General features: G+C 52.3%; 26 protein-coding genes and 4 pseudogenes. 6 read left to right on the top strand and 24 right to left on the bottom strand.

Annotated features, from left to right (window positions below):
* Window positions 1-36: 36 nt before the first annotated feature.
* The 7 genes and pseudogenes from AAHB66_RS09075 to AAHB66_RS09045 all read right to left on the bottom strand — a co-directional run bounded on the left by AAHB66_RS09075 (window position 37) and on the right by AAHB66_RS09045 (window position 5,615).
* Window positions 37-1,560 carry a phage portal protein gene (locus AAHB66_RS09075; RefSeq protein WP_347115945.1) on the bottom strand — a complete coding sequence of 508 codons (1,524 nt, stop codon included), beginning with the start codon at window positions 1,558-1,560 and terminating at the stop codon, window positions 37-39.
* The gene (locus AAHB66_RS09070) at window positions 1,557-1,778 is read right to left on the bottom strand and encodes a hypothetical protein (protein ID WP_347115944.1); all 222 of its coding nucleotides are present in this window, start codon (window positions 1,776-1,778) and stop codon (window positions 1,557-1,559) included. The genes AAHB66_RS09075 and AAHB66_RS09070 overlap by 4 nt, the downstream gene beginning before the upstream one ends.
* A pseudogene (locus AAHB66_RS09065) lies at window positions 1,775-3,878 on the bottom strand (phage terminase large subunit family protein). Before AAHB66_RS09065 ends, AAHB66_RS09070 begins: the two are co-directional and overlap by 4 nt.
* Window positions 3,878-4,366, bottom strand: a complete 489-nt coding sequence (locus tag AAHB66_RS09060) for a DUF1441 family protein (RefSeq protein WP_347116447.1) — start codon at window positions 4,364-4,366, stop codon at window positions 3,878-3,880. Before AAHB66_RS09060 ends, AAHB66_RS09065 begins: the two are co-directional and overlap by 1 nt.
* 346 nt (window positions 4,367-4,712) lie before the next feature.
* A complete protein-coding gene (locus AAHB66_RS09055; RefSeq protein ID WP_347115943.1) occupies window positions 4,713-4,922 on the bottom strand; it encodes a hypothetical protein in 210 nt (69 codons plus the stop codon).
* Between the two features lie 59 nt (window positions 4,923-4,981).
* Window positions 4,982-5,227, bottom strand: coding sequence for a hypothetical protein (locus AAHB66_RS09050; RefSeq protein ID WP_347115942.1), 246 nt, complete (start codon window positions 5,225-5,227; stop codon window positions 4,982-4,984).
* 160 nt (window positions 5,228-5,387) lie between these two features.
* Window positions 5,388-5,615 (bottom strand): hypothetical protein, encoded by a 228-nt coding sequence (locus tag AAHB66_RS09045; protein ID WP_347115941.1) that lies wholly within the window; start codon window positions 5,613-5,615, stop codon window positions 5,388-5,390.
* Window positions 5,616-6,230: 615 nt separating this feature from the next.
* Here AAHB66_RS09045 and AAHB66_RS09040 point away from each other — a divergent pair.
* Window positions 6,231-6,431 carry a glycogen synthesis protein GlgS gene (locus AAHB66_RS09040; protein WP_262658085.1) on the top strand — a complete coding sequence of 67 codons (201 nt, stop codon included), beginning with the start codon at window positions 6,231-6,233 and terminating at the stop codon, window positions 6,429-6,431.
* Window positions 6,432-6,586: 155 nt separating this feature from the next.
* On the opposite strand, the gene AAHB66_RS09035 is transcribed toward AAHB66_RS09040, so the two are convergent.
* The 10 genes from AAHB66_RS09035 to AAHB66_RS08990 form a co-directional block, all read right to left on the bottom strand.
* Complete coding sequence (locus tag AAHB66_RS09035; protein WP_347115940.1) at window positions 6,587-6,907, bottom strand: hypothetical protein; 321 nt, start codon at window positions 6,905-6,907, stop codon at window positions 6,587-6,589.
* Window positions 6,908-6,941: 34 nt separating this feature from the next.
* Window positions 6,942-7,445: a lysozyme gene (locus AAHB66_RS09030; protein WP_347115939.1), complete on the bottom strand. Its 504-nt coding sequence runs from the start codon at window positions 7,443-7,445 to the stop codon at window positions 6,942-6,944.
* Complete coding sequence (locus AAHB66_RS09025) at window positions 7,446-7,676, bottom strand: class II holin family protein (protein WP_168192050.1); 231 nt, start codon at window positions 7,674-7,676, stop codon at window positions 7,446-7,448.
* A 253-nt stretch (window positions 7,677-7,929) separates the two neighbouring features.
* The gene (locus AAHB66_RS09020) at window positions 7,930-8,118 is read right to left on the bottom strand and encodes a hypothetical protein (protein ID WP_347115938.1); all 189 of its coding nucleotides are present in this window, start codon (window positions 8,116-8,118) and stop codon (window positions 7,930-7,932) included.
* A 953-nt stretch (window positions 8,119-9,071) separates the two neighbouring features.
* On the bottom strand, window positions 9,072-9,686 hold the full coding sequence (locus tag AAHB66_RS09015) for a hypothetical protein (protein WP_106992787.1): 615 nt from the start codon (window positions 9,684-9,686) through the stop codon (window positions 9,072-9,074).
* Between the two features lie 13 nt (window positions 9,687-9,699).
* Entirely contained in the window at window positions 9,700-10,716 is a 1,017-nt protein-coding gene (locus AAHB66_RS09010; RefSeq protein WP_225759043.1) for a DUF968 domain-containing protein, read from the bottom strand.
* A complete protein-coding gene (locus AAHB66_RS09005; RefSeq protein ID WP_347115937.1) occupies window positions 10,716-11,072 on the bottom strand; it encodes a RusA family crossover junction endodeoxyribonuclease in 357 nt (118 codons plus the stop codon). The genes AAHB66_RS09010 and AAHB66_RS09005 overlap by 1 nt, the downstream gene beginning before the upstream one ends.
* A complete protein-coding gene (locus tag AAHB66_RS09000) occupies window positions 11,069-11,365 on the bottom strand; it encodes a hypothetical protein (protein ID WP_347115936.1) in 297 nt (98 codons plus the stop codon). The genes AAHB66_RS09005 and AAHB66_RS09000 overlap by 4 nt, the downstream gene beginning before the upstream one ends.
* A gap of 41 nt (window positions 11,366-11,406) precedes the next feature.
* Entirely contained in the window at window positions 11,407-11,652 is a 246-nt protein-coding gene (locus AAHB66_RS08995) for a hypothetical protein (protein WP_347115935.1), read from the bottom strand.
* Window positions 11,653-11,726: 74 nt separating this feature from the next.
* Window positions 11,727-11,927, bottom strand: coding sequence for a DinI-like family protein (locus tag AAHB66_RS08990; protein ID WP_106992785.1), 201 nt, complete (start codon window positions 11,925-11,927; stop codon window positions 11,727-11,729).
* Window positions 11,928-12,378: 451 nt separating this feature from the next.
* Between AAHB66_RS08990 and AAHB66_RS08985 the strand changes: the two genes are divergently transcribed.
* Window positions 12,379-13,992 carry a restriction endonuclease gene (locus tag AAHB66_RS08985; protein WP_347115934.1) on the top strand — a complete coding sequence of 538 codons (1,614 nt, stop codon included), beginning with the start codon at window positions 12,379-12,381 and terminating at the stop codon, window positions 13,990-13,992.
* A gap of 383 nt (window positions 13,993-14,375) precedes the next feature.
* Here AAHB66_RS08985 and AAHB66_RS08980 read toward each other — a convergent pair.
* The 6 genes and pseudogenes from AAHB66_RS08980 to AAHB66_RS08955 form a co-directional block, all read right to left on the bottom strand.
* Window positions 14,376-14,618, bottom strand: a pseudogene (locus AAHB66_RS08980) (DUF977 family protein); the annotation flags it as partial.
* Window positions 14,619-14,621: 3 nt separating this feature from the next.
* Complete coding sequence (locus tag AAHB66_RS08975) at window positions 14,622-15,041, bottom strand: PerC family transcriptional regulator (RefSeq protein WP_106992782.1); 420 nt, start codon at window positions 15,039-15,041, stop codon at window positions 14,622-14,624.
* Window positions 15,042-15,056: 15 nt separating this feature from the next.
* Window positions 15,057-15,729: pseudogene (locus tag AAHB66_RS08970) on the bottom strand (replication protein P).
* A 76-nt stretch (window positions 15,730-15,805) separates the two neighbouring features.
* Window positions 15,806-15,904: pseudogene (locus AAHB66_RS08965) on the bottom strand (hypothetical protein); the annotation flags it as partial.
* A 613-nt stretch (window positions 15,905-16,517) separates the two neighbouring features.
* Window positions 16,518-17,072, bottom strand: coding sequence for a toxin YdaT family protein (locus AAHB66_RS08960; RefSeq protein WP_347115933.1), 555 nt, complete (start codon window positions 17,070-17,072; stop codon window positions 16,518-16,520).
* Between the two features lie 9 nt (window positions 17,073-17,081).
* Window positions 17,082-17,294, bottom strand: a complete 213-nt coding sequence (locus tag AAHB66_RS08955; RefSeq protein ID WP_337015537.1) for a helix-turn-helix transcriptional regulator — start codon at window positions 17,292-17,294, stop codon at window positions 17,082-17,084.
* 102 nt (window positions 17,295-17,396) lie between these two features.
* On the opposite strand from AAHB66_RS08955, the gene AAHB66_RS08950 reads away from it, so the two are divergent.
* Window positions 17,397-17,804 (top strand): helix-turn-helix domain-containing protein, encoded by a 408-nt coding sequence (locus AAHB66_RS08950; protein ID WP_032651369.1) that lies wholly within the window; start codon window positions 17,397-17,399, stop codon window positions 17,802-17,804.
* A 477-nt stretch (window positions 17,805-18,281) separates the two neighbouring features.
* Here the strand turns inward: AAHB66_RS08950 and AAHB66_RS08945 are convergent, their stop codons facing one another.
* Entirely contained in the window at window positions 18,282-18,473 is a 192-nt protein-coding gene (locus AAHB66_RS08945; RefSeq protein WP_146145500.1) for a hypothetical protein, read from the bottom strand.
* A gap of 91 nt (window positions 18,474-18,564) precedes the next feature.
* Here AAHB66_RS08945 and AAHB66_RS08940 point away from each other — a divergent pair, with 91 nt between their 5' ends.
* From AAHB66_RS08940 to AAHB66_RS08930, 3 genes are read left to right on the top strand one after another with little or no spacing between them, the layout of a single operon-like run.
* Window positions 18,565-18,687: a hypothetical protein gene (locus AAHB66_RS08940; protein ID WP_255474660.1), complete on the top strand. Its 123-nt coding sequence runs from the start codon at window positions 18,565-18,567 to the stop codon at window positions 18,685-18,687.
* On the top strand, window positions 18,684-18,866 hold the full coding sequence (locus AAHB66_RS08935; protein ID WP_166182175.1) for a DUF1482 family protein: 183 nt from the start codon (window positions 18,684-18,686) through the stop codon (window positions 18,864-18,866). The genes AAHB66_RS08940 and AAHB66_RS08935 overlap by 4 nt, the downstream gene beginning before the upstream one ends.
* 44 nt (window positions 18,867-18,910) lie before the next feature.
* Window positions 18,911-19,252 (top strand): Rrf2 family transcriptional regulator, encoded by a 342-nt coding sequence (locus AAHB66_RS08930; protein WP_181247213.1) that lies wholly within the window; start codon window positions 18,911-18,913, stop codon window positions 19,250-19,252.
* Window positions 19,253-19,355 lie beyond the last annotated feature (103 nt).

The raw sequence follows: 19,355 nt of genomic DNA, 5'->3' as shown, positions 1-19,355 counted from the left end.
AGTACACCGCCCGGCCCCAGCTCCTTTTTAAGCCGGTCAGTGATGGTCTGCTGAACAATGCCCTGAAGCTGCCGCGCCGTTCCAATGGTGTCCGCCTGGCTGGACTCGCCACCCCCCCTGCTGACTGACACTGACCGGTGCATAAACGCTGATCCCCCGCGTGGCCGCAGCGGGCATATTGCCGCCACCCACCAGTCCGCCGGACGCGTAACCGCGCATCATGCTGTACAGATTCCCCACCCCGATCCGGCTGGTCGCCTCTTTGGTAAAAACGAACTCCCCGCGATGAACCACCCCCGCAGGTTCATATTTACCGCCCGATCCGGTATAGCCGCCCCCGGCAAATCCGATATCCACATTTGGCGGGACCGGGATCTCGCCAGAAGCAATCGCCATCTTGAGCCAGGCCCGGTACATCGGTCGGGTGATCGCTGCGATGAATGCGTCCTGAAGAATGAAATAGCCTTCGGTTGACTCCACCAGCTCCTGGCGCTGAGCGCTGTATGTCCCGTCGTAGTTACGGGCGATACTGGAGAAGCTGCCGCGCGATCCGGCGGCCACAGCACGGAGTTGCCCGTTGCGGAAAGTTTCGAGGTTGGGGTTTGGTCGGTCCGATTTGATCATCCCGATATCTTCACCGGGACGGAGATCGTCAAACAGCATGCCGGGCTCAATGTTCAGTTCCCGGGAGCCCTGCGCGCTGTCTTCCGGATACGACTGACCATCACCTTTTTTGATGAACATGCCCAGAGCCGCAGCGATGCGGGCAGCGGTCAGTTCGGCGTCCTCGTACTCCTTGAGTGCTGAAAGGCGCATCAGCACCCCGGCAAGCAGCGAATTTCCCCGGATTTGATGCAGGCGCCGCATAAATTTCAGGTGAAGCATGCTCTCCGCCTGAATGTCCTTTGTGTCACCCTGGCGCATGCCTTCCGCCGGCATGTTCTTGTAGACCATATATTTGATCGGGCGGCCCCAGTCGTTGAGGTAGATGCCCTGGCACAGCTTCTGCCCCGTCTCCGTCTTCTCCATCGGGACAAAGTCGGGTTCCAGCGCTTCAATCCAGAAAGGAATTTCCGCCACAGGCGACAGACCATTACCGGTGCCACTGACCAGCTGCGCGAACACCTCGCCGTCACGTAACCAGGTCCGGCACATCAGGCGCTCAAGCACAGGCCGGGTAAACTGGCCGGTAACATCAGGAGAAACGGACCACTCCGCCCATTTGGCACGGATCTGCTTGGCAACGTCAGCGGCGATCGCGCCATTTTTCATCAGGGGTTGAGGCTCAACGATGATGCCTTTCGCCCCTACGATTCGCTCTTCGAGCTTATCAAGGAGGCCGATCACCAGATCGTGGTTACAGTCGAGCCACCGGGCCTGCTCGCGCAGTGAGCGCCCGCCGAATTGCGTCAGCTGATTCGCTGAACGGTTCTCGCGTTTGGCCCGGTGCGTCCGGGTAGGAATGACAGCCTCGTACGCCTGGATCATCAGACGAGATTTAAGGCGCTCTGCTTTCCAGCCAGGGGAAAAGACGCCTATCAGATTATCCAGGGTGCTCATCGCGGGAACCTCGCCAGTTTAAAGGGGCCACCCCTGCCCGCTGCGGCAGCCACAACAGCTGCCTCTTTTCGCTCCCATTCCTGACGGCCTTTTCGTATCTCGCTCAGGTTCTCCATGGTCATCTGCTGACCGTTAAACGTAATGGACTTACCCTGCAGGATCGCCATTTCCGCTTCGGTATAGCGGCGAACCATGTCCTGAATATCATTGAGATTCACACCCAGCCTCCTGATGATGATGACCATGCCGATTCACGGGCTGGTTTCGTAGCCTTAGGCTCTGATACTGACGGTTTTGCAACCGGCACCGGTGCCACTGCAGGCGCGTCTGGCGATGGCTCAACCACCAGATAACTCTCCCGGCGCGCCCACTCAGGGGCATCAGGCCACTTAATCTTTTCGTAACCATGAAGAATGACCAGGGCCTGTGCATAAACCATAAGGTCAAACGCTTCGTTAGCCCCCCTTACCAGGCTTCGTCCATTTCCCATCAGCTGATCGCTCCTCATAGGTCAGTTCGTCGTAAAACCACCCTCCCAGCCAGTCAGGGAAATGCACGTAGTTCGGCCCCGGCACATCGCGCCACAGCGCGTTGTTGATCCGGTCTTTCAGTGCGTTGGTCTGGAGAAGGTAGAGAGGGACATCACCGGCTGCCTTCGCGCGCCGGGTAGAACGCCCGGTGTTATCCGGGTAGGTTTTGGTAATCAGCTTCGCCCTGGTCTGGCTGTCACCCTTGAACAGCCAGACTTTGCGCTGCAGACCGTCACGGCGACAGCGCCGCCAGAACTCATAGGCATTGTCGGTAACGCCATCTTCACCACCGGAGTCGACGGCCATGGCCAGCAGACCCATTCGCTTGCCCGGTTCGCCATCAAGGGCCCAGGTTTTCTCCAGCACATCGGTGCGCAGCAGATCCCAGTCCTCCGGATAGCTGGCAGGATCGATGTGGTAGCTTTCGCCGTCAGGCGTGGTGCGCATCGACTGCATGATGTTGTACCGGTCAACCACCCACCGCTCGCCGTGGGCGCCGTAGCCAACAACCTGCACCACAAATCGCCGGTTTTTACCGCCCTGAACATCGACGGTCGCCACCAGGAAGTTGACGCCAGCAGGCACACGCCGGCGCTCAACCGGTTCGGCGCGCTGCTGCAGCTCCTCACCTTTACGTTGTTCAATGCTGGAGCGCGGGAGATACGGGAGTCCCCAGTCGGTGTTAATGACCGTCTTCAGCGTTTCTTCGCTGCCGGTCGCTTCGTACTCCTGTTCAGCGGTCAGCAGTTTGTAAACCAGCTGTGCCCAAGTCTGATATGCAGCTGCCGGGCCTTCCATCCAGAACGATGCGATTCGCGACCGCCGTCCGGTGCCCGTTATTGTTCCGCTGCTGTCGATCTGCTGATCCTCACGCAGCCAGACACCTTTCATATTCAGGGAGCGTTTCAGGTCGGCGGTGATAACCCCGGAGCAGGAAGGGCAATGTATACAGGCCGCTTCGCTGGCCTTTACCGGATCGCTGATTTCCCGGTAACCGGTCATCGCCGTCATCTCAGGCTGGAAAAACTCACCACAATGCGGACATGGCCAGTACCAGCGCCGGCGGTCGCCGCGGTTGTACAGTGACAGAATGCCGGTTGTTGGCGGGGCTTCATGCGCCGAGCTCCGGCGCCACTTCGTATCACGGATGTCCCGGCCTGGTGAACTCTCCACCAGCGTCATGCCGGACGACATAAACGTGGTGGTACGCTTGGAGGCCAGGGAAAATGCGTCACCTTCCCCGTCGATATCCTCCGGGAAGCGATCATAATCTGTCAGGGCGACGCACTTATAATCCGACGAGGACATGATATTGACCGATGGCCAGCCAATCTTCAGGTAGTTACCCGCCCTGAATGTCCTGTCGTAAACGTTGTTATCGTTCCTGCGGGGGCTCAGGCGGGTTGCCACTTCCGGACTGCAACGGAATGTCCGATCCAGTCGTTTCTTCGAGTGCTCGCGGGCCTTTTCCTCTGTCATCTGAATAATCAGCATGTCAGACGGGTCGCAGACCACGTTATAAACCACCCACCCGTCAATCAGGCCAATCGTCTTCCCCGTTCGCGCCGGGCCGACAAATACCACCGCGTCATACTCACGCGACGCCAGGCAGTTCATTGGCTCGAGTACATACGGAGCCAGGTTCGGATCCCAGGGAACGGAGTTACCGGCACCCATTGGCACGCGCATAAATTTACTGACTGCATCGGCCACCAGCATGCGGCGTGGGGCACGAAGTATTCCAGGGACATCCTTTCGGATCCCCCGGGCAGATGCCCGCTTCGCCATCAGTCCTCCTCTGGCTCATCCTCCTCCGGTTCTGCGTCCAGCACGCGCTGCGCAATCTGGTCGCGAAGATCGTCAATCACACTCTGCACGCGGCTGACAGCTGCGGGGTTCAGCGCACAGTCACGTTCCAGAATGTCCGGCAACGTTTCCAGCACCTGCACCACAGCTTTTGCCATGACAGAAAATTCACGGGCCACCTCATCAGCCGGGATTAACTGGCCGGTATCCTGCTCGAATTTGAGCCGCTCGTTTTCTGCTTTCCAGTGGGCGAGCCGATCCGAGGGCGTCATATCTTCGGCGCTGGACGCGACGACCGGCGCCATCAGCTCTGTGAGCACATCGGTGATGAGATAGAGTTTGAGTTTGTTGTTACTGCCCAGCGCAGGCTCGAGTTGCTTAAGCCTGGCGGCAACGGTCTGGCGATGAACGCCGGTGATCCCTGCCAGCTGATTTATGTTCAGCTTCAGGGTGGAGAGCTCCTGGCCCATGATGGTGAACACTTTTTGAACTATTCGACATCATTGCAAAACCGCACTTATAAAAATCATACAGTTATGCACATGATGATGATGACCCTAGATCACGAAAACTAGCCGTTTTCCGCGTGCACGCCGCCTCGTGGCAGGCCGCCCCTCCGGGAGGACCCGCCGAAATGAGAATATTTATCAATTGCAAACCAGGCGGTGATGGGGTGTGGTAGATATTTCGATGCGGCCAGGTCGCTAAGAACAACACATTTTCCATGCACACAGCTCAAAGACGCTCTTCTGAGACGCGTGGGATGCGCATAAAAAAGCCCCGCGAATGCGAGGCCATACCGTTAGCAGGCTTCAATCACATACCGTGAATGAAGTCATCGCTCCCTAATCTATGTGAGCCATAGTGTGCTTCGTAGCCATCCCCTGATGAAGCTGCTTTTGTTTCAGCAACATCTTTGGTGGCGTAAACACCGACTAAATGCCACGGGGATTTTCGAACAACTCCCCATCCTTTTACCCATCCCTCATTATCGAGATCAGGCTTTAATCCTTCTGCAACAAACATAGCTATCTCCTTTGGGTACCCGGAGGTCATGCTATGCAATTGAGAATGAAAAATAAATATTATTCAATCAGCTCAGCCGTGATCGTTAGCCATTTCAAATCATGGCGATCATGCGTCACAAAAATATCGGCATCACTGGCGGTAACATCGTAAGTTTTAGTGAATGGTTGGGAAGCTTTACCGGATAACGAGTCCCGGACTAATACTTTCTCATTCTGTATAACCTGGAAAGTGATTTTCGTCCCGTGAACAATGCCATCTCTGTGCTCCTCGAGATGAGCAATCGTAACTTTTAGCTTTTTCATAAATTGACTCCTGAGTTGCAGTACCACGGGCACTATGAGAATGCCTATAACATTATCCTTTTACCCCCTATAGGGCATATTTTATATTTATCCGCTACAGCCATTACGATGGCTCGGTCCATGATGATGGCAATAAAAAACCGCCCGAAGGCGGTTTAGATTAATTGCTTAGCAATTGCTCGATATTTGTTGGGATAGGGACGCCAGGCTCTACTTTAAGTTTGTTTAACCTTTCGAGGAGTGCTTGTCTCTCAGCCTCACTGGCGGACTGATAATAGGGCTTAACACGCTCTATGATTTCGTTAGCTGTTGCTGAAGAGCCAATCCCTGCGGCTCTTTCATTTTTAGTCAATGCGCTATAAATAACTTTCTCAACGGCCTGATTCATGGTCATTATCCTTAACCGATGGCGACATGCCACATCCTGTATATATGTTCACCATCGACCATTATCAAGCCACACGAAGCTCAGGACACCCTATGCTTAAAGTCCAGAGGAGAGACTGTGTCAGAGCCTCAGGGATGAGGTTCTATTTAGGGTTAGGTCGCATAGGATTAATCGTCATTGATCCACCAGCCAAAACTAAGAATCGTTCAGGTGTTTGCCAGTTCGCTTGTTAACTCAGCATTATGTGCCATAGTCAATATCCCTGCGAAGGCTCCTACCTACACCAGGGAACACCATGGAGCTGTATCATGACCCACATGAGAACACTCAACATAAGAGTCTGTTAATAGCATGTATTGCCCTCTTGCCAGAGGGCATTTTTTTTACCAACATCAAGCCTACCAGCAGAATAGCTCTGTAATGGCTGCCACTTCCCGGAGTGACCACACCCATGCCCTTGAGTTGATTACTCCGGCTCGTCTCTTATAACCAGTGCATGACTGGCGACGGCTTCAAGCCTGCTTCAGCGGCCGGAGTGATAGCGCGTGTGGATATTTGAGCCATACTTACAACAGTCGCATTTTTCTTTTTGTTGGTCTAACAGAGGAGGAATGTATGCAGTTAGTAAGTGAGAAGGGTGTCGTGTCTTCCCGGGATTTAGATTTTCTTGCCAGTAGCTTTGCCCGGATGCGCTTGCACGGCCGACACCTCTGCACGGATGCAATTACCGGCAACATGGATGAAGACTGCCGGCTGTGGTTCCTTAAGCGTTATGACTTTTACGTTGAACAACTAAAAGATAAGGAACTGCAGTAGTAAGCACAGGCCGGGTGGTGACAGCTGCCTGGCATTCACTTCAAAGCAACGCTTTATACCAGGCCTGCCAGCGATACGTGTTGAGCCGCAGCTGGCGCAGGCATTGGGCGGTTTCTATATCAGCCTGTAGATCTTCGTCGCTGTTGGCACCAGCATCACTTCCCTTGCACGGCTCCTGCATCAAATCCGCTGATGGAGTTGGCAGCATCGATAGCCTGTTGCCGCAACCGGACAGACTCATCATCAAAATCACAAACGGTACGATTCGGATCCTGGACATATTTCACCACATCGCGGGTTATGGTTCGGTAGATGATCCGGCCTTCGTCGCTGGCCTTAGCGGCCTTCGGCTCAACAGGCTGAATCGCCTTCTCTGCTTTGGCGCGCTTATCGGCAGCCAGCACGTTGATGTGGTCGGCGTGGGCGTACCAGCCATTCCGGTACCGTAGCTCGCCATAGCCAATAGTTAGCAGCATGCCCACGAGAGCAATCAGCAGAACTGTTCGAAGGCTAAAGGTCATATTTGCTCTCCGCCAGGCACATCGAACGCTCCATCTCTCGCCGGTTCTGGAGGCCTTTCCACTTCATACCACCAGCGTAAACCCAGCGGCGCATCTCTTCGCACGCTCCGTCGTGATCGCCTTTATTTAGCTTGCGCAGCAACGTGGACTTCGAGAATGCATCAGAGCCAACGTTAAAAACAAAGCTGTAAAGTGCGGCGCGCTGATATTCGCCCAGCGGCACCTTAACCAGACTGTCTACCGTACGCTTGGCTGGCTGGAGGTCTTTCCATAGCAGCTGGTCACATTCGCGATCGGTATACTTTTTACCTCTCACGATATCCCGGCCCGTGTGGCCGTCGCAGACAGTCCACACCCCGGCGACGTCTTTATAAGCTTCGTGTTTCCGTCCTTCTACGCCATCTTGCCCACCGAGGAACAGCGAGGCGATCAGCATTGCACCGCCACCAGCAGCGGCAATGAGTTTGTTACGCTGGCTACTGGTCATTGGCATTTAATCATCTCCGACTTTGACTGCAGGCCCGTACTTCTCAAGCGCTTTTACCTGTGCATTGGCGACCTTGCGTTTGAAATACCAGTTAATAAGCCCTGTAACGATGATCCCGGCAATACCAGCCAGTACGCCGATGGCGCTCCATTCGTCAGGGCTCAGTTTTGTGAGGACGCCGTTCAGGATGGTTCCTCCTGAGGTGCCGAGGGCGACTCCGGTGACAAGTTTGCTCATACGGGACATTTCTCTCACCTCGCTGGGATGCGGGTGCTATTTGGTAAGGGATCAGGCCCTCCGGATGAATAAACGACAAAACGAGTGATGGGGTTCCGGGAGCCTGAAACAGAAAAGCCCCGGCTTGATGCCGAGGCTTATGATTGTTGGACTGACCTCGCGGATAATTCCAACTTTCCGCCGTCCATTGGCGACGAGGCCAGTGGCGCGGGATGTTATAGATAACAATAAGTCGGTGATTAGCTATCAGTGCTTACACTGGTTGTGGTAACGGACCACTGATTACTTCTGCTTCACCATTGTCACAAATGTCATCGCCCTGCGTCAGATGCCAGATACCGGTTACGGTCTTGCCCGTTTCAAGGTCTTCAGTTTCGCCATTAGTGTAATAAGCGACCTGCACCCTGCCGTTATGCTGTATCCAGTAGAAACCTTCTTGCATACTCACCGTCCTCTTCAAGCTCTGATAGAACTCATCAAGACGACAGTATCTGATCTGTTAACCGGAATCCATGCGTGATGTGGACGGCAAAGCCTATATCAGAACCGTGCAAAGAAGCTCATTGTTGAATGTGATGCTGGGTGCCTCCCAGTGACTCTGCGCCAGACCGCAGAATCGCGCTACTCACTTGCCATGTCTAGTCGCCCCGCCGCATAGGGGGATTCATCACAGGCACAGCCTAGTCGTCTTCCTGCCATAAAGCTATTTTTATCTGTTTATATATTCAGTCTGAACAAAACGACCAGTAGTGCTGTGCTGGCTAAAGTCATATAAAACAAAAAGGCCGCCAATCGGCAGCCTTAGAAATCTATAGTAATGGGACTGTAGTGCCGGGTGCCTCCCGGTGACTCTATGCTAGACCACAGAATCGCGTCATTCACCTCCAAGTCTAGTCGCCCCGCCGCATAGGGGGATTCACCACAGGCGCAGCCTAATCGCCTTCCTTCAATAAAGCTAACTTTATCTGTTTATTTATTCAGTACGAACAAAAAAGACAGGCGGTGCTATGTAGGTCAAAACCATGTACATCAAAAAGGCCGCCAATAGGCAGCCTTAGATATAGATGACACTGAAGTTGTGGTGCCGGGTGCCTCCCGGTGACCCTGCGCTAGACCACAGAACCGCGTTTTACAAACCCGACTCGTTTTGCCTAGCCGCCCCACCGCTTAGGGGGGATTCACCACTCGCGCACTCTACGTGGCTTGCATCTTAAAAGATACATATCATTTACCATTTATTAATAATAAAAAACCCCGCCGGAGCGAGGTTTCGTAATTTGTTTGATAAGGGCTTTTCGACGCTGCCATCGTGGCGCAGCTCTGCCAAGCATGAATGAATTATTCATCTTTCTGGCCCGTTTTCAACATAAATTGAAATATTTTTTAAGAGGCCTCTCAGTTTTGCTCCGTTTTCATCTGCCGGCACACGGTCAGAAACACCTTTGCCTGGAAGATTTCAAGGCACCACCGCACGCGCTTACGCGCTTCGCCGTCAGTGAGCCAGGGGGCCACGTGCTGCAACTCTCGCGTGATGTCGGACATCTTCTTGCGGGTGGTATAGAACTGCCGGCCAACCAGATACACCGGGTCGTGCAGGTCGAAGGTGTTCAGCATGATCTGCTCGATAAAGTCAGCATCATCGCGGCGCTCGCTCTCTTCGATCAGCGCTGACAGGGTCACCGGCCACAGAATGGACCGGGCACGCAGCGCTGCCTGAACGCCACGGAACCCCTCTTCCCTCGCCTGACCCAGCGCCTCAGTGATGCGCGACAGCTGAGTGTCCGACCACTCCGATTGCTTAACCTCAGACCAGAACTGGCTGAAATTCTCCAGACGGTATTGCGCGCGGGTTTTACCGCCGACGCATTCGCCCCAGACCGTCAGCAAGGATTTGATCCAGGCAGACTGAACACTCTTAAGGGGCGTGAACTTCCCGAGGTAACTTTTTCTCGGTGCAGCAGCTGCTTTACCCAGACCTTCGATATGAATGCGGCGTTGACGTGGTGTCATCCTGTACTGCTCCTTAAGCCAGAACGCCGAGCGCAAATGCCCGGTCCAGCACTCTGATTATCATTTCCGGCTGAGTACCGTGCTTACGCTCGAATTTCACCGGATCGTCATGTAGTTCGGTATGGTGCTGGCGGCACAGGGGGATCACGAGACTGTCGTGCGCCTTCGTTCCCATGCCACCCTGGCCCCAGCCGATTAGATGGTGTGGATCATCTGACGGTCTGCCGCAGCACTCGCAGGGCTGCGTCTTAACCCATGCCAGATATTTGGGTTTGTCCCAGCGGGTCCGCTTTGGCCGCTTCATCAGGGTCTGAGGGGATTCGGGATCCACAAGTACGCTCACTACTGGCTTAATGGCTCGAACTTCAGGTAGCGCGCGGGCCTTGTCGGCGATGATGCTGGTGGCCGGTACCGACGGCACTATCTCGCTCTCGCGGTACGTTTGTGTCTCCGCTGGCAGGCGCAATGCCTCACGGGCAACGGATTCAGGCAGCGCATCAGTGACGCCGACACGAACAGCCCACCAGCACAACTCAGGCAGGGATATCTCGCGGGTCTTCTCGATCGCCAGCGCCGACCGCGCAGTGTCCAGCACCCAGTCGATGACGTTCTGCCGCGCCAGCTCCGCCAGACGTTCGGTGAATTGCTCGCGCAGCTGGTTGTCGCAGTGACCGCAGAGGCGGATTGCGCCGGGCTTGTGTCGCATGGTCGTCAGTTCGTGGTAGTGGTAATTGCTGTGCTGGTACTGGCAGGTGCCGCCGCCGTGGCGCAGCAACCAGTATTCCAGGCCAGCCAGCCCACCAGCAGCGGTGATCACCTTTTCGTGGAGGAAGAACGGACGCAGCGCCGGGTTGGCCGCCAGCGGCTGGCGAAGATCAGGCACCCGCCCGGTCTCAAAGCTGGCCATACTGGCAGGCTGGCTCTCCACCAGCACGCGCCCTGCAGTGAACATGGGCATCAGCTCGCTGCCGGGTTTCAGCAGAACAACACCCAGTTCGCGGGCGATAACAGGTTTCAGCAATGCGCGCATCAGGCGATCTCCCCGATAGTGATCTGCCCTTCTTCATCCCAACGCTTCGTAACGCGAGAATCCCAGATATGGGCATCATCCGCATAGATGGCATCCATCAGGGCTTTCTCCAGGTTATCTTTGTCGGGCTTCTGCTGGTGAGGTTTCCCCGTCATCTCCTGGCGCTTCTTCTGGCTCCAGCTCTGGGGCATCGGAAGGATAAACGTAATGTGTGCGCCTGCTTCCGGTAGCTCTACGCCCAACAGCCGAACGTGATCGCAGAACGCGCGGTACCGAAGAACCTCCGGGCGTTTCTTCCACTTATCGGCGCGGGTCATTCTGGGCTTGCCCATCGGGGTGATGTTGTATGTCTTCACGCTTCCCTCCAGAGCTTTTGCTGGAAGGTCTTATCCTGACGCGGGGCTCTGTTTGCCTCGGGCAGATAAGCGGTGAGCGTCCAGTGGATGAGATCGAAATCAAGGCTGCGCACAGTCCGCACGTCATTAGCGCGATAGCGGGCCTCGAGCTCGTCCACTTCTTTCGTCGTGAGCTGGGTGTGAATGAAGCTAGTTTTCTTCATGCCGTCACCAGTAAGTGCGCAGGCAAAAAAGAAATCGCTGATTCCGAAAGGAACCAGTTTAAGTGCTTGTTTGGAAGGTTTTTGCGCCATGGTATCTCTCCAGTGGCGCAGCAGGTATAGGTTGTTCAGGCCTATGACGGGAGTTTAACAGAATTAAGCGAAACACGGTAACCTGCCCGCTCCAGCATCTGCGTAAAGAGAGTTGGCGACCCTACAATCTCATCATCCAGAAGCGGCGTAAACGACACCACATCACCTCGCCTGTACATCAGCGCACGGTCACATTCAGGAAATGAGTGCAGTCGTGCAACGATAACCCCATCGTGACATCTGATGACTACATAACCCTTTTTTGGAAATTCTTCTTTTTGTTTCACCAAACCTCCCCTTCCACCCAGGAAACTAATTACATGCTGAATTAATAAAACCAGTCGTCAGCGCTTTCCCAGGTCTACTGGAAGATCTTTTCTACCTTCTTCTTCGCGTCCTTTTCACCGCCCAGAACACTTAACCCATCTGAGCCTGTTCGTCGTATAACCAGGGTGCAATCGCCTACCTGATCCTGCAGTCGTGTTAACAGTTCTTTTTCCAGAGCCGGGACAGCGCCCTTAGGAAGTTCTTTAGTTCTATCAATGCTTAACTCAACTCTCATAATAGCCTCCGCTGCATTAACTGTATGAATATACAGTATACCTATGGGCCGTTTTGATCAATGCTTTAGGCACACAAAATGCCGATAAGAATTATGAAAAATGAGAGCATAAGCCCGCTTGCCGCACTGTGTGCAAAGCGCTCGTTTAAGTCTGTAAAGTTCAATACGCCCCAACAGAGTCCCGCTTACAAGGGAAGAGTAACTTCCGTTTTGTGCCAGAAGCGGACGTTGATAAAACAGCACTCAATCAGTTAGTGATCATGACCAGCACTCCGTTGATTGGATAAGCGAAAACAAACCTGCATATTTTGAGATGTGGGCTAATTGCTTTTTTAAAATGTTATAGATTGAGTTGGTGCTAATAAAGTAGATTAATTACAGGTTAATTAGATGGACGGTTGCTTGAGGCAACTTCCCTTGTTGCAAACTGAACTTTATGTTGGGGATTGGGATGGGACGGAGATCAGGATTTGAAGGTTTTATACGTGCTACAGGCAGAGCCGTAGCAGCAGCAGAGCGTGAGCGTAAGAGAGCAGAGCGCCATCAGTTTGCCGAGGCTCGCCGAATAGAGCGCGAAATAAAACGTGATAATGCTCAGAGACTTCGCGAGCAAAAGGAGGCTGATAAGTTAGCAAAAGCCATGTATTTGGAAGAACGTCAAGATGAAGTTTCCGATCTTAACGCTGAGCTGAACGAGACTATTTCCGCGCTTTCAACACTTCTGGAACATACTCTCGAATTTGATGATTCAATTGATTTTTCGGCGCTGAAAAAATACCCAAAATTCGAAGACTTCAAAACACCTAAGCATCTCTTACCAGACCCGGAGCCAGAGATAAAAGTTGTGCATGCTCCAGCTGCATGGAAGACTATTTTCCCGTGGGTAAAGAACAGATATTATCGAGAATTGCAGCAGGCAGAAGAATCTTTCAATAAAAGTAAGGAAGATCATTCAATTAAACTTTTAAGCCAGAAAGTTGAGCTTGATGCTTTAGTTGCTGATTATCAGGCCCGAAGAACTGCTTACCTCGAAGAAATAAAAAGTCAGCACGACGAAGTTGACCTGTTTGAGCAAGACTACCTCAACTGCGATCCTGACAGCGTGTTGGCATATTGCGAAATGGTGTTGACACGGTCTGAATATCCTGAGAACGGCTTCCCACAAGCCTTTAGGTTGGCCTATTTACCTGACAGTAAGGAGTTGTTGGTTGAATACAACTTACCTGATATTGCAATAGTACCGCGCGAGTTGGAATACAGATATGTCAAAACGAGAGATGCCATTGATGCCAAGGCGCGAAAGATTGGCGAGATCAAAGAACTCTATCAAAACATAATCGCCGCGATCACACTCCGCACAATGCATGAGCTTTTCGAAGCTGACAAGGCATCTGCTTTAACATCAGTTCTTTTTAACGGTGTAATCGAAACGATCGATCCTACAAGCGGGCATGACACTAAAGTCACATTAGTATCTGCCCGTGCTTACAAGGACGATTTTATGCAAATAAAACTCGAAAGGGTCGAAAAGAGTGCATGCCTTAGAAGTTTAGGTGCACAAGTTTCAGGGCGGCCAGATGAACTTCAGGCAGTAAAGCCTATTATCGAATTCAACATGGTTGATAAACGCTTTATTGAACAAGGTGATGCTTTATCTGCCCTTGAAACACGACCAAACCTTATGGAACTTTCACCGTCAGAATTTGAGGTATTAGTATCAAATCTTTTCACCCAAATGGGACTAGATACCAAACTCACCAGAGGTACAAAAGACGGTGGCGTTGATGCGGTGGCATTCGACACACGCCCGATACTCGGTGGCAAAGTGGTGATTCAGGCTAAAAGATATAAAGACACTGTCGGTGTTAGTTCTGTAAGAGATCTTTATGGAACAATGATGAATGAAGGTGCTAACAAAGGTATTCTGGTGTGTACAAGTCAATACGGTAAAGATGCATATCGTTTCTGCGAAGACAAACCAATCGAACTCATAGATGGAGGTGGACTTCTCTACCTCTTAAAAGAGCATGCTGGGGTATCAGCACGTATCAACCCCAATTTTTAATTACTGTTCCAGACTCGGTCTAATGTTTATCGCGAATGTTTGAAATTAGAAATTCAGCACAAGATTTCTAGTCGAGTAATTCAAGGATATTAACTTAGGGCAGAATTTCCTGCCCTTTTTGTTATCCCATTAAACTAGCCTGCGCCCCGTTGATTACTATATCGCAATACCTGTAAATACCCCTCAAATCCGCATATTCTCTTTAGAGAGTAGATAACGCTACTTTGGAAGCGAGCATGGAGATCTATGTGCCTTCGCACATTCCTGATGATTTCAAGATTTAGCGAACGTCCGCTCTTCGCTTATAGCCGCCCTAAAAATCCTTTCCGGGCGGCTTGGTGATAGTTAATTCTCAATCTTTAGTTTCATTTCGCCGTCATACGATTGGTGTAACGCTCCATGTCAAAGTCAATAACTGCCCGCTGGTCGCGGAAGACGCCGCAGCGTCCGTGGCGGATAAGATGGCCCTGCTTCACGGCAGCCCGAATGTATTTCTCGGCAGTAGTACGGTGCAGGCCGAACATGGCGACGACATCATTGGTCGTAGCGTGGCCATGCTTTTTCACCATCTCGATAATCCAGCTGATGAACAGGGTGCGTTCCCTGTGTGTTTTTGGTCTTGGCATCAGTCAGGCCCTCCCCGCCTGGCGCAGGCACTCTTTACGGCGTTTGGCGATCCAGGCAACCTCCACAGAGCTGCAGGCAATGCCGAACATGTCCGAATAAACCGCTGCAGCGCGGCGCCACAGTCCTTTTTCTTCCAGCGCTTTTGCCTTCTGCTCAGCAGCCTGCATCTTGATCGGGTCGCTTTTCTCCTCCATGCATGGAAGGATTACATCCGGGATATCAGCATGCGGCACCGCCGCATAGGTGTACTGGACGCTGTTACGTGAGCGTGTTATCACCCCATCATCACTCAGTTCGCGCAGCAGCTTGCCTGCTGTTGCACCTGACATATCCAGCGCTTCGGAAACGTCGCCGACAGCACAGTTCGGCTGGTAGCGAACGAAAATCGCCACCTGGTCTTTCTGGGTTAATGGTTTGGTCATTGGTCATCACTCGATTTAGTTGGTTAAACCTGCCGCCTTTCGGCGTTTGTACTCTTCCATCAGCAGCTGCGCCGGAGTTGGCCCTGCCGGGTGTTGCGGTGCTGCAAGCTGGCGACGTATCGGCGGTACCGAAAGGCCGTTACTGACGTGCTTGCTCCATTTTGTTAACAGCTTCTCTGCCAGTTTTTTCAGTTCCCCCTCTGTCATCTGGCGCTCCACGCCCGTTCTGCGCATTTCAATGCAGATGTGGTACAGCACCGGCTGCGGCCACGGATACTTATCGCTACCTGAGTACCGGTAGGACTCGTTACGCCAGCGGCGATACTCACCCATTACACTGTCGGACGTCAGGCCGAAGTGGTTGGCGCCGCTCTCTGAAACGAGCGATACAAACTCAGCGAGATCAGGCGGCCATGTGTTTCCAGCGGCACAACGTTCCATGCACTGCTGGCAGACCAGCTTGATTTGCTTTTCAGTCATCGAACCTATCTGGGCGATCCAGAGCGCCGACGGCTCCGCCCCATTCTTCTGCGTCCACCGGTTCGAGAATATTTCCCCCCATGACCTGCCACAGGCGCCATGCCGTTTCCGTTGCCATCAAGTCCATTGCGACGTCTCCACTCTGCGTGGGCTGACTGAATCTGCTGAACAGCCCTGGATGCTGTAGGCTCTCCCCTAACTCCTGCATTGTCCTTACCTCCGGTTTCAGGTTGTTTTTTCGATCTCACCAGCACGATGTGCCGTGCGAATTTTTGCTCCCACTGAACCTGGGTGAATACCTTCCCCTCTGACTCCCAGTACGACGCGAACTCAGCGAGCTCTGTGGCAAGGTAATCAGGGTCAGGCAAAGCTATTCCCCACATCGCCGCGCGCTGGCGAAAATCTCTGGATGGTAGCCAGGCGCTGGTCATGGTGAACTTACCGATCGGCTCATCCAGACCCTCAAGGTATCGGGCTGCAGTTGGCTCCGCTGGGGGCTGACCCTCTTCCGATTTTTCTTTCGCGCCCTCGTTAAGAGAGGGGTTTAGATCTTCTCTTCTCTTCTCTTCTCTGGTCCGCTTTTTGTCTGCATCTGATGCGGACATCTTGCGGACATTTCGTTTTCTGTCTGCCTCCTGCGCACGCCGTTTTGCGGACTGCCCGTTATGCTCAGAAAATCTTGGCATACAGAGACTTACATCAGTCGATTCAAGCCAGCCGACAGTGATAAGAGCCTGCGCGAAACCTTCAAATCCGATCATGTCGTTCAGAGTTTTTGGGGAGTAACCTTCTAGCTCTCCATCTACTGAATGGGCATCAAACAGACACCATGTCGCATGTAGTGCGCCGACAACGCGCAATCTGTCCGCATCCAAAGCGGACGCAATGCGGACGACTTTGGGGTGTGTGTGCAAATCAGCACGCATCTTGATCCAGTCTCCAGCCATTACCGCTCTCCTGCCGTGGATGATTTATTGGTCATTGGTCAAAACTCGATTACGTAAATAGCGGAGCCAGAGCCTGCAGGTGAGCAATCACCACGCCGGCCAGTTCTCCCGGTAGTAGTGCTGCATTGGCAAGAAGGTTTTCAAAACCCTCCTTCGCTTGCTTCTTGCTCGGCAGGCCTAGCAACTTTGCCTGGTGGTGCTCTCCGGTCTCTTTTATTGCTTCGGCCACCAGCTCGATATCGGTTTTACCCTGACGGAGGCCATGTTTTCTGGCGATCTCAATCGGCATTGCCATGCTGATCGCGTCCGCGAGTTGCATGACATAAGCCGTGTACTTGCTGGAATTGGTTTCGTTTTTCAGGTAGCGATAAAGGTTCTGTTTGTTCACAGTGATCCCACGTCCGCCCTCTTTTGCCCACTGCTCGGCCACCAGCTGCGTAACAACGTCCTGCGCCTGGCCGGGCAGAGTAAGCTCCCATTCACGAACGGCTGTCAGGATCGCTTGGCGCCGTAGGTTGTCTCTGCGGCGTGGTTCATACTGATTTTTAGTTTTCAGCGGAGCGATAGCCTTTTGGTTATCATGCTCATAAGTGATCGCATGCATTTGAACTCCTTAACCATTTGTTTGTGGCGGGAAAACCTCATCTAATGAACAGCGCGCCCCCAGAGCATTCAACGCGCCTACGATACGGCGGGAGTCTTCCAGGCTTGGCGTTCTCAGATTCGATTCGTAGTTCGCCAAACGTGGTTGGTTCCAACCAATCTGTTGTGCAAGCGCCAGCTGGGAAATGTTTGCTTTTTTGCGATAGTGAGAAATTAGGTTCATCCGACTCTCCTGTAAGATGTGAACATTATTCACATATCGTGAATTGCATGTCAACATAATCGTGAATCGATAAAGATTCACTATGCGTGATAAAATCGAATCATGAAGACAATTGCAGAACAGATCGGCGAGCGTATTAGAACGCTGCGCATTCAAAAGGGATTGAGCCAGGCCCAAGCTGCAAAGTTATGCGGTTGGTCAGCTGCGTCTCGTCTCGCCAATTACGAATCCGGTTTGAGAAACGTTGGCGCTGACGATGCAATGGTTTTAGCCAGAATATTAGGCACTTCACCAGGCGAACTGCTATTCGGTGAGCGCGGTGATGAAGATAAATGGCTTACAGAAAAACAAAGAGTAATGCTCAATTTGTTCAAACAATTACCTGAAACTGAGCAAGATAAAATGATTGATATCTTCCAGGTCAGGCTAAAAGAAATTGATGAATACGTTGAGAAGTACCTTCGCGGACGATTCAAGCCGATGGATGACCAGTCTGATACAAATAGCTAACTAACTCATACCGTCCATAACCAGCCATCCGGCTGGTTTTTTTTGTCCTTACATCCAATTCCTCACGTTATGTGAAAAATAAAATTCACTATATGTATTGACGAGGTATTCACGCCGTGTGAAACTTCGAGCACACCAAGCAGCAAGTAAATCATCCAGGCAGGATGCCCACGTAGTAGCTGCCGGCGGCATATGAAACACCGGATGAGATGACCAGAGAATGTGCTTTGCGGTGAACCAGCTATTTGCTGAGTTTATCGAGTTTTTCAGGCGGAGAAGCGACTGACCACCGCAGCTGGGGCGCCAGCAAAGCACATACAAACAATGCGCAGCAGATAGTACCGTTCCGCTTGCCAGCGTTACAGGCTGATATAGGAGTAAAAATTGTGGATTACATGGACATCAGAAAGAGTGAGCTTTATGCACATTGCAAAGGCTCACTCTGGAGAAATGGGTCTGGCTGGAAAGCATATAACCCTATTTCCATTCGTCTTCTGCGAGCTTCTGGTTAAGAAAGACTTCGAATTTTACATAGAGTTTTTCAATCTCTTCAACAGGATCGTGTTGGTCTGAAAGATTTCGACCGGATGAGATTTGAGCAGAACGGTAGGAGTTATATGTATCAACCGCCAGGCGAGTTAAATACAAGACCTTCTCTTCTTTTTCCACAGTTAATTCCCTCGTTACAGTATGGGAATTACCACAATAGCACTGAAGTTAGGGCCGCGATACGACAGGCAAAATTAAACAGGAGATAACCATGATCGACTACGCACGTAATCCCGTTAAACAGCAGGCTATTCGCCTCAACATTGTTGAAGTCCTGATCCGCAAGTTCTGCTACTTCATGGCGCAAAAAGGCAATCCAGAGCTCAACGCATGAACTCGCTTTTCGCCTTAATCGTTAACGTCTGCGCCCTCACCGGGGAATGCTCAGACATCATGCTCGGGGTTTATAAGACCGAGGCGGTTTGTGAAGCAGCTGCCGCAGAGCAGCACGTTAAAGGACAGTGTTACCCGTACAAACCGGCTGACGACCAACAGCCAGCGTTACATTTTTAATCGAGTTTTGACCAATGGCCTGACTGGCCCTGAAGGGATCCATTATGGAATTTGGAATGAAACGAGTGATGGCATCTGTACAGGCTGTTGCGGTTCTGGAAAGAATCTACTGCGGCAAGCCAGTACCCCTCGCCACACTGAGTAAAGAATCGAAGCTCTCAGTTTCCTACCTGGAGCAAATTTTTAAGCGGCTGCGCAGCGGCAAGCTGGTCACCTCACACAGAGGACCGGGCGGCGGATATAGCCTTCGTGAAGGTGATATCTCAGTTTCAGCAGTCATCCGCGCAGTCAGCAAGATCCCGTCGAATACCACGTTCGACCCGGTTCTTGTTGCACTTGACGGAGTGCTTATCTCTCAGCTGGCGAACAAGCCCAGCGCCCAATAAGCACAAAACCCGCGCAAGGCGGGTTCAGTACCCGGTCAGCCGACCAAAGCTTTCCGGAATCGAGTTTTGACCAATGACCACTACCTAAGCAGCGCTCATTAGC

Origin of the sequence: Leclercia sp. S52 (assembly GCF_039727615.1) — a bacterium.
Taxonomy (GTDB): Bacteria; Pseudomonadota; Gammaproteobacteria; order Enterobacterales; family Enterobacteriaceae; genus Enterobacter; species Enterobacter adecarboxylatus_B.
The sequence above is the reverse complement of the archived record's forward strand: the minus strand, read 5'-3'. Positions and strand labels throughout refer to the sequence as shown.

Bases quoted from the DNA above. Each gene is read 5' to 3' on its own strand.
- AAHB66_RS09075 (WP_347115945.1), bottom strand. From the start codon at position 1,560: ATGAGCACCCTGGATAATCTGATAGGCGTCTTTTCCCCTGGCTGGAAA.
- AAHB66_RS09060 (WP_347116447.1), bottom strand. From the start codon at position 4,366: ATGGGCCAGGAGCTCTCCACCCTGAAGCTGAACATAAATCAGCTGGCA.
- AAHB66_RS09055 (WP_347115943.1), bottom strand. From the start codon at position 4,922: ATGTTTGTTGCAGAAGGATTAAAGCCTGATCTCGATAATGAGGGATGG.
- AAHB66_RS09050 (WP_347115942.1), bottom strand. From the start codon at position 5,227: ATGAAAAAGCTAAAAGTTACGATTGCTCATCTCGAGGAGCACAGAGAT.
- AAHB66_RS09045 (WP_347115941.1), bottom strand. From the start codon at position 5,615: ATGAATCAGGCCGTTGAGAAAGTTATTTATAGCGCATTGACTAAAAAT.
- AAHB66_RS09040 (WP_262658085.1), top strand. From the start codon at position 6,231: ATGCAGTTAGTAAGTGAGAAGGGTGTCGTGTCTTCCCGGGATTTAGAT.
- AAHB66_RS09035 (WP_347115940.1), bottom strand. From the start codon at position 6,907: ATGCTGCTAACTATTGGCTATGGCGAGCTACGGTACCGGAATGGCTGG.
- AAHB66_RS09030 (WP_347115939.1), bottom strand. From the start codon at position 7,445: ATGCCAATGACCAGTAGCCAGCGTAACAAACTCATTGCCGCTGCTGGT.
- AAHB66_RS09025 (WP_168192050.1), bottom strand. From the start codon at position 7,676: ATGAGCAAACTTGTCACCGGAGTCGCCCTCGGCACCTCAGGAGGAACC.
- AAHB66_RS09020 (WP_347115938.1), bottom strand. From the start codon at position 8,118: ATGCAAGAAGGTTTCTACTGGATACAGCATAACGGCAGGGTGCAGGTC.
- AAHB66_RS09015 (WP_106992787.1), bottom strand. From the start codon at position 9,686: ATGACACCACGTCAACGCCGCATTCATATCGAAGGTCTGGGTAAAGCA.
- AAHB66_RS09010 (WP_225759043.1), bottom strand. From the start codon at position 10,716: ATGCGCGCATTGCTGAAACCTGTTATCGCCCGCGAACTGGGTGTTGTT.
- AAHB66_RS09000 (WP_347115936.1), bottom strand. From the start codon at position 11,365: ATGGCGCAAAAACCTTCCAAACAAGCACTTAAACTGGTTCCTTTCGGA.
- AAHB66_RS08990 (WP_106992785.1), bottom strand. From the start codon at position 11,927: ATGAGAGTTGAGTTAAGCATTGATAGAACTAAAGAACTTCCTAAGGGC.
- AAHB66_RS08985 (WP_347115934.1), top strand. From the start codon at position 12,379: ATGGGACGGAGATCAGGATTTGAAGGTTTTATACGTGCTACAGGCAGA.
- AAHB66_RS08975 (WP_106992782.1), bottom strand. From the start codon at position 15,041: ATGACCAAACCATTAACCCAGAAAGACCAGGTGGCGATTTTCGTTCGC.
- AAHB66_RS08960 (WP_347115933.1), bottom strand. From the start codon at position 17,072: ATGCATGCGATCACTTATGAGCATGATAACCAAAAGGCTATCGCTCCG.
- AAHB66_RS08955 (WP_337015537.1), bottom strand. From the start codon at position 17,294: ATGAACCTAATTTCTCACTATCGCAAAAAAGCAAACATTTCCCAGCTG.
- AAHB66_RS08950 (WP_032651369.1), top strand. From the start codon at position 17,397: ATGAAGACAATTGCAGAACAGATCGGCGAGCGTATTAGAACGCTGCGC.
- AAHB66_RS08940 (WP_255474660.1), top strand. From the start codon at position 18,565: ATGATCGACTACGCACGTAATCCCGTTAAACAGCAGGCTATTCGCCTC.
- AAHB66_RS08935 (WP_166182175.1), top strand. From the start codon at position 18,684: ATGAACTCGCTTTTCGCCTTAATCGTTAACGTCTGCGCCCTCACCGGG.
- AAHB66_RS08930 (WP_181247213.1), top strand. From the start codon at position 18,911: ATGGAATTTGGAATGAAACGAGTGATGGCATCTGTACAGGCTGTTGCG.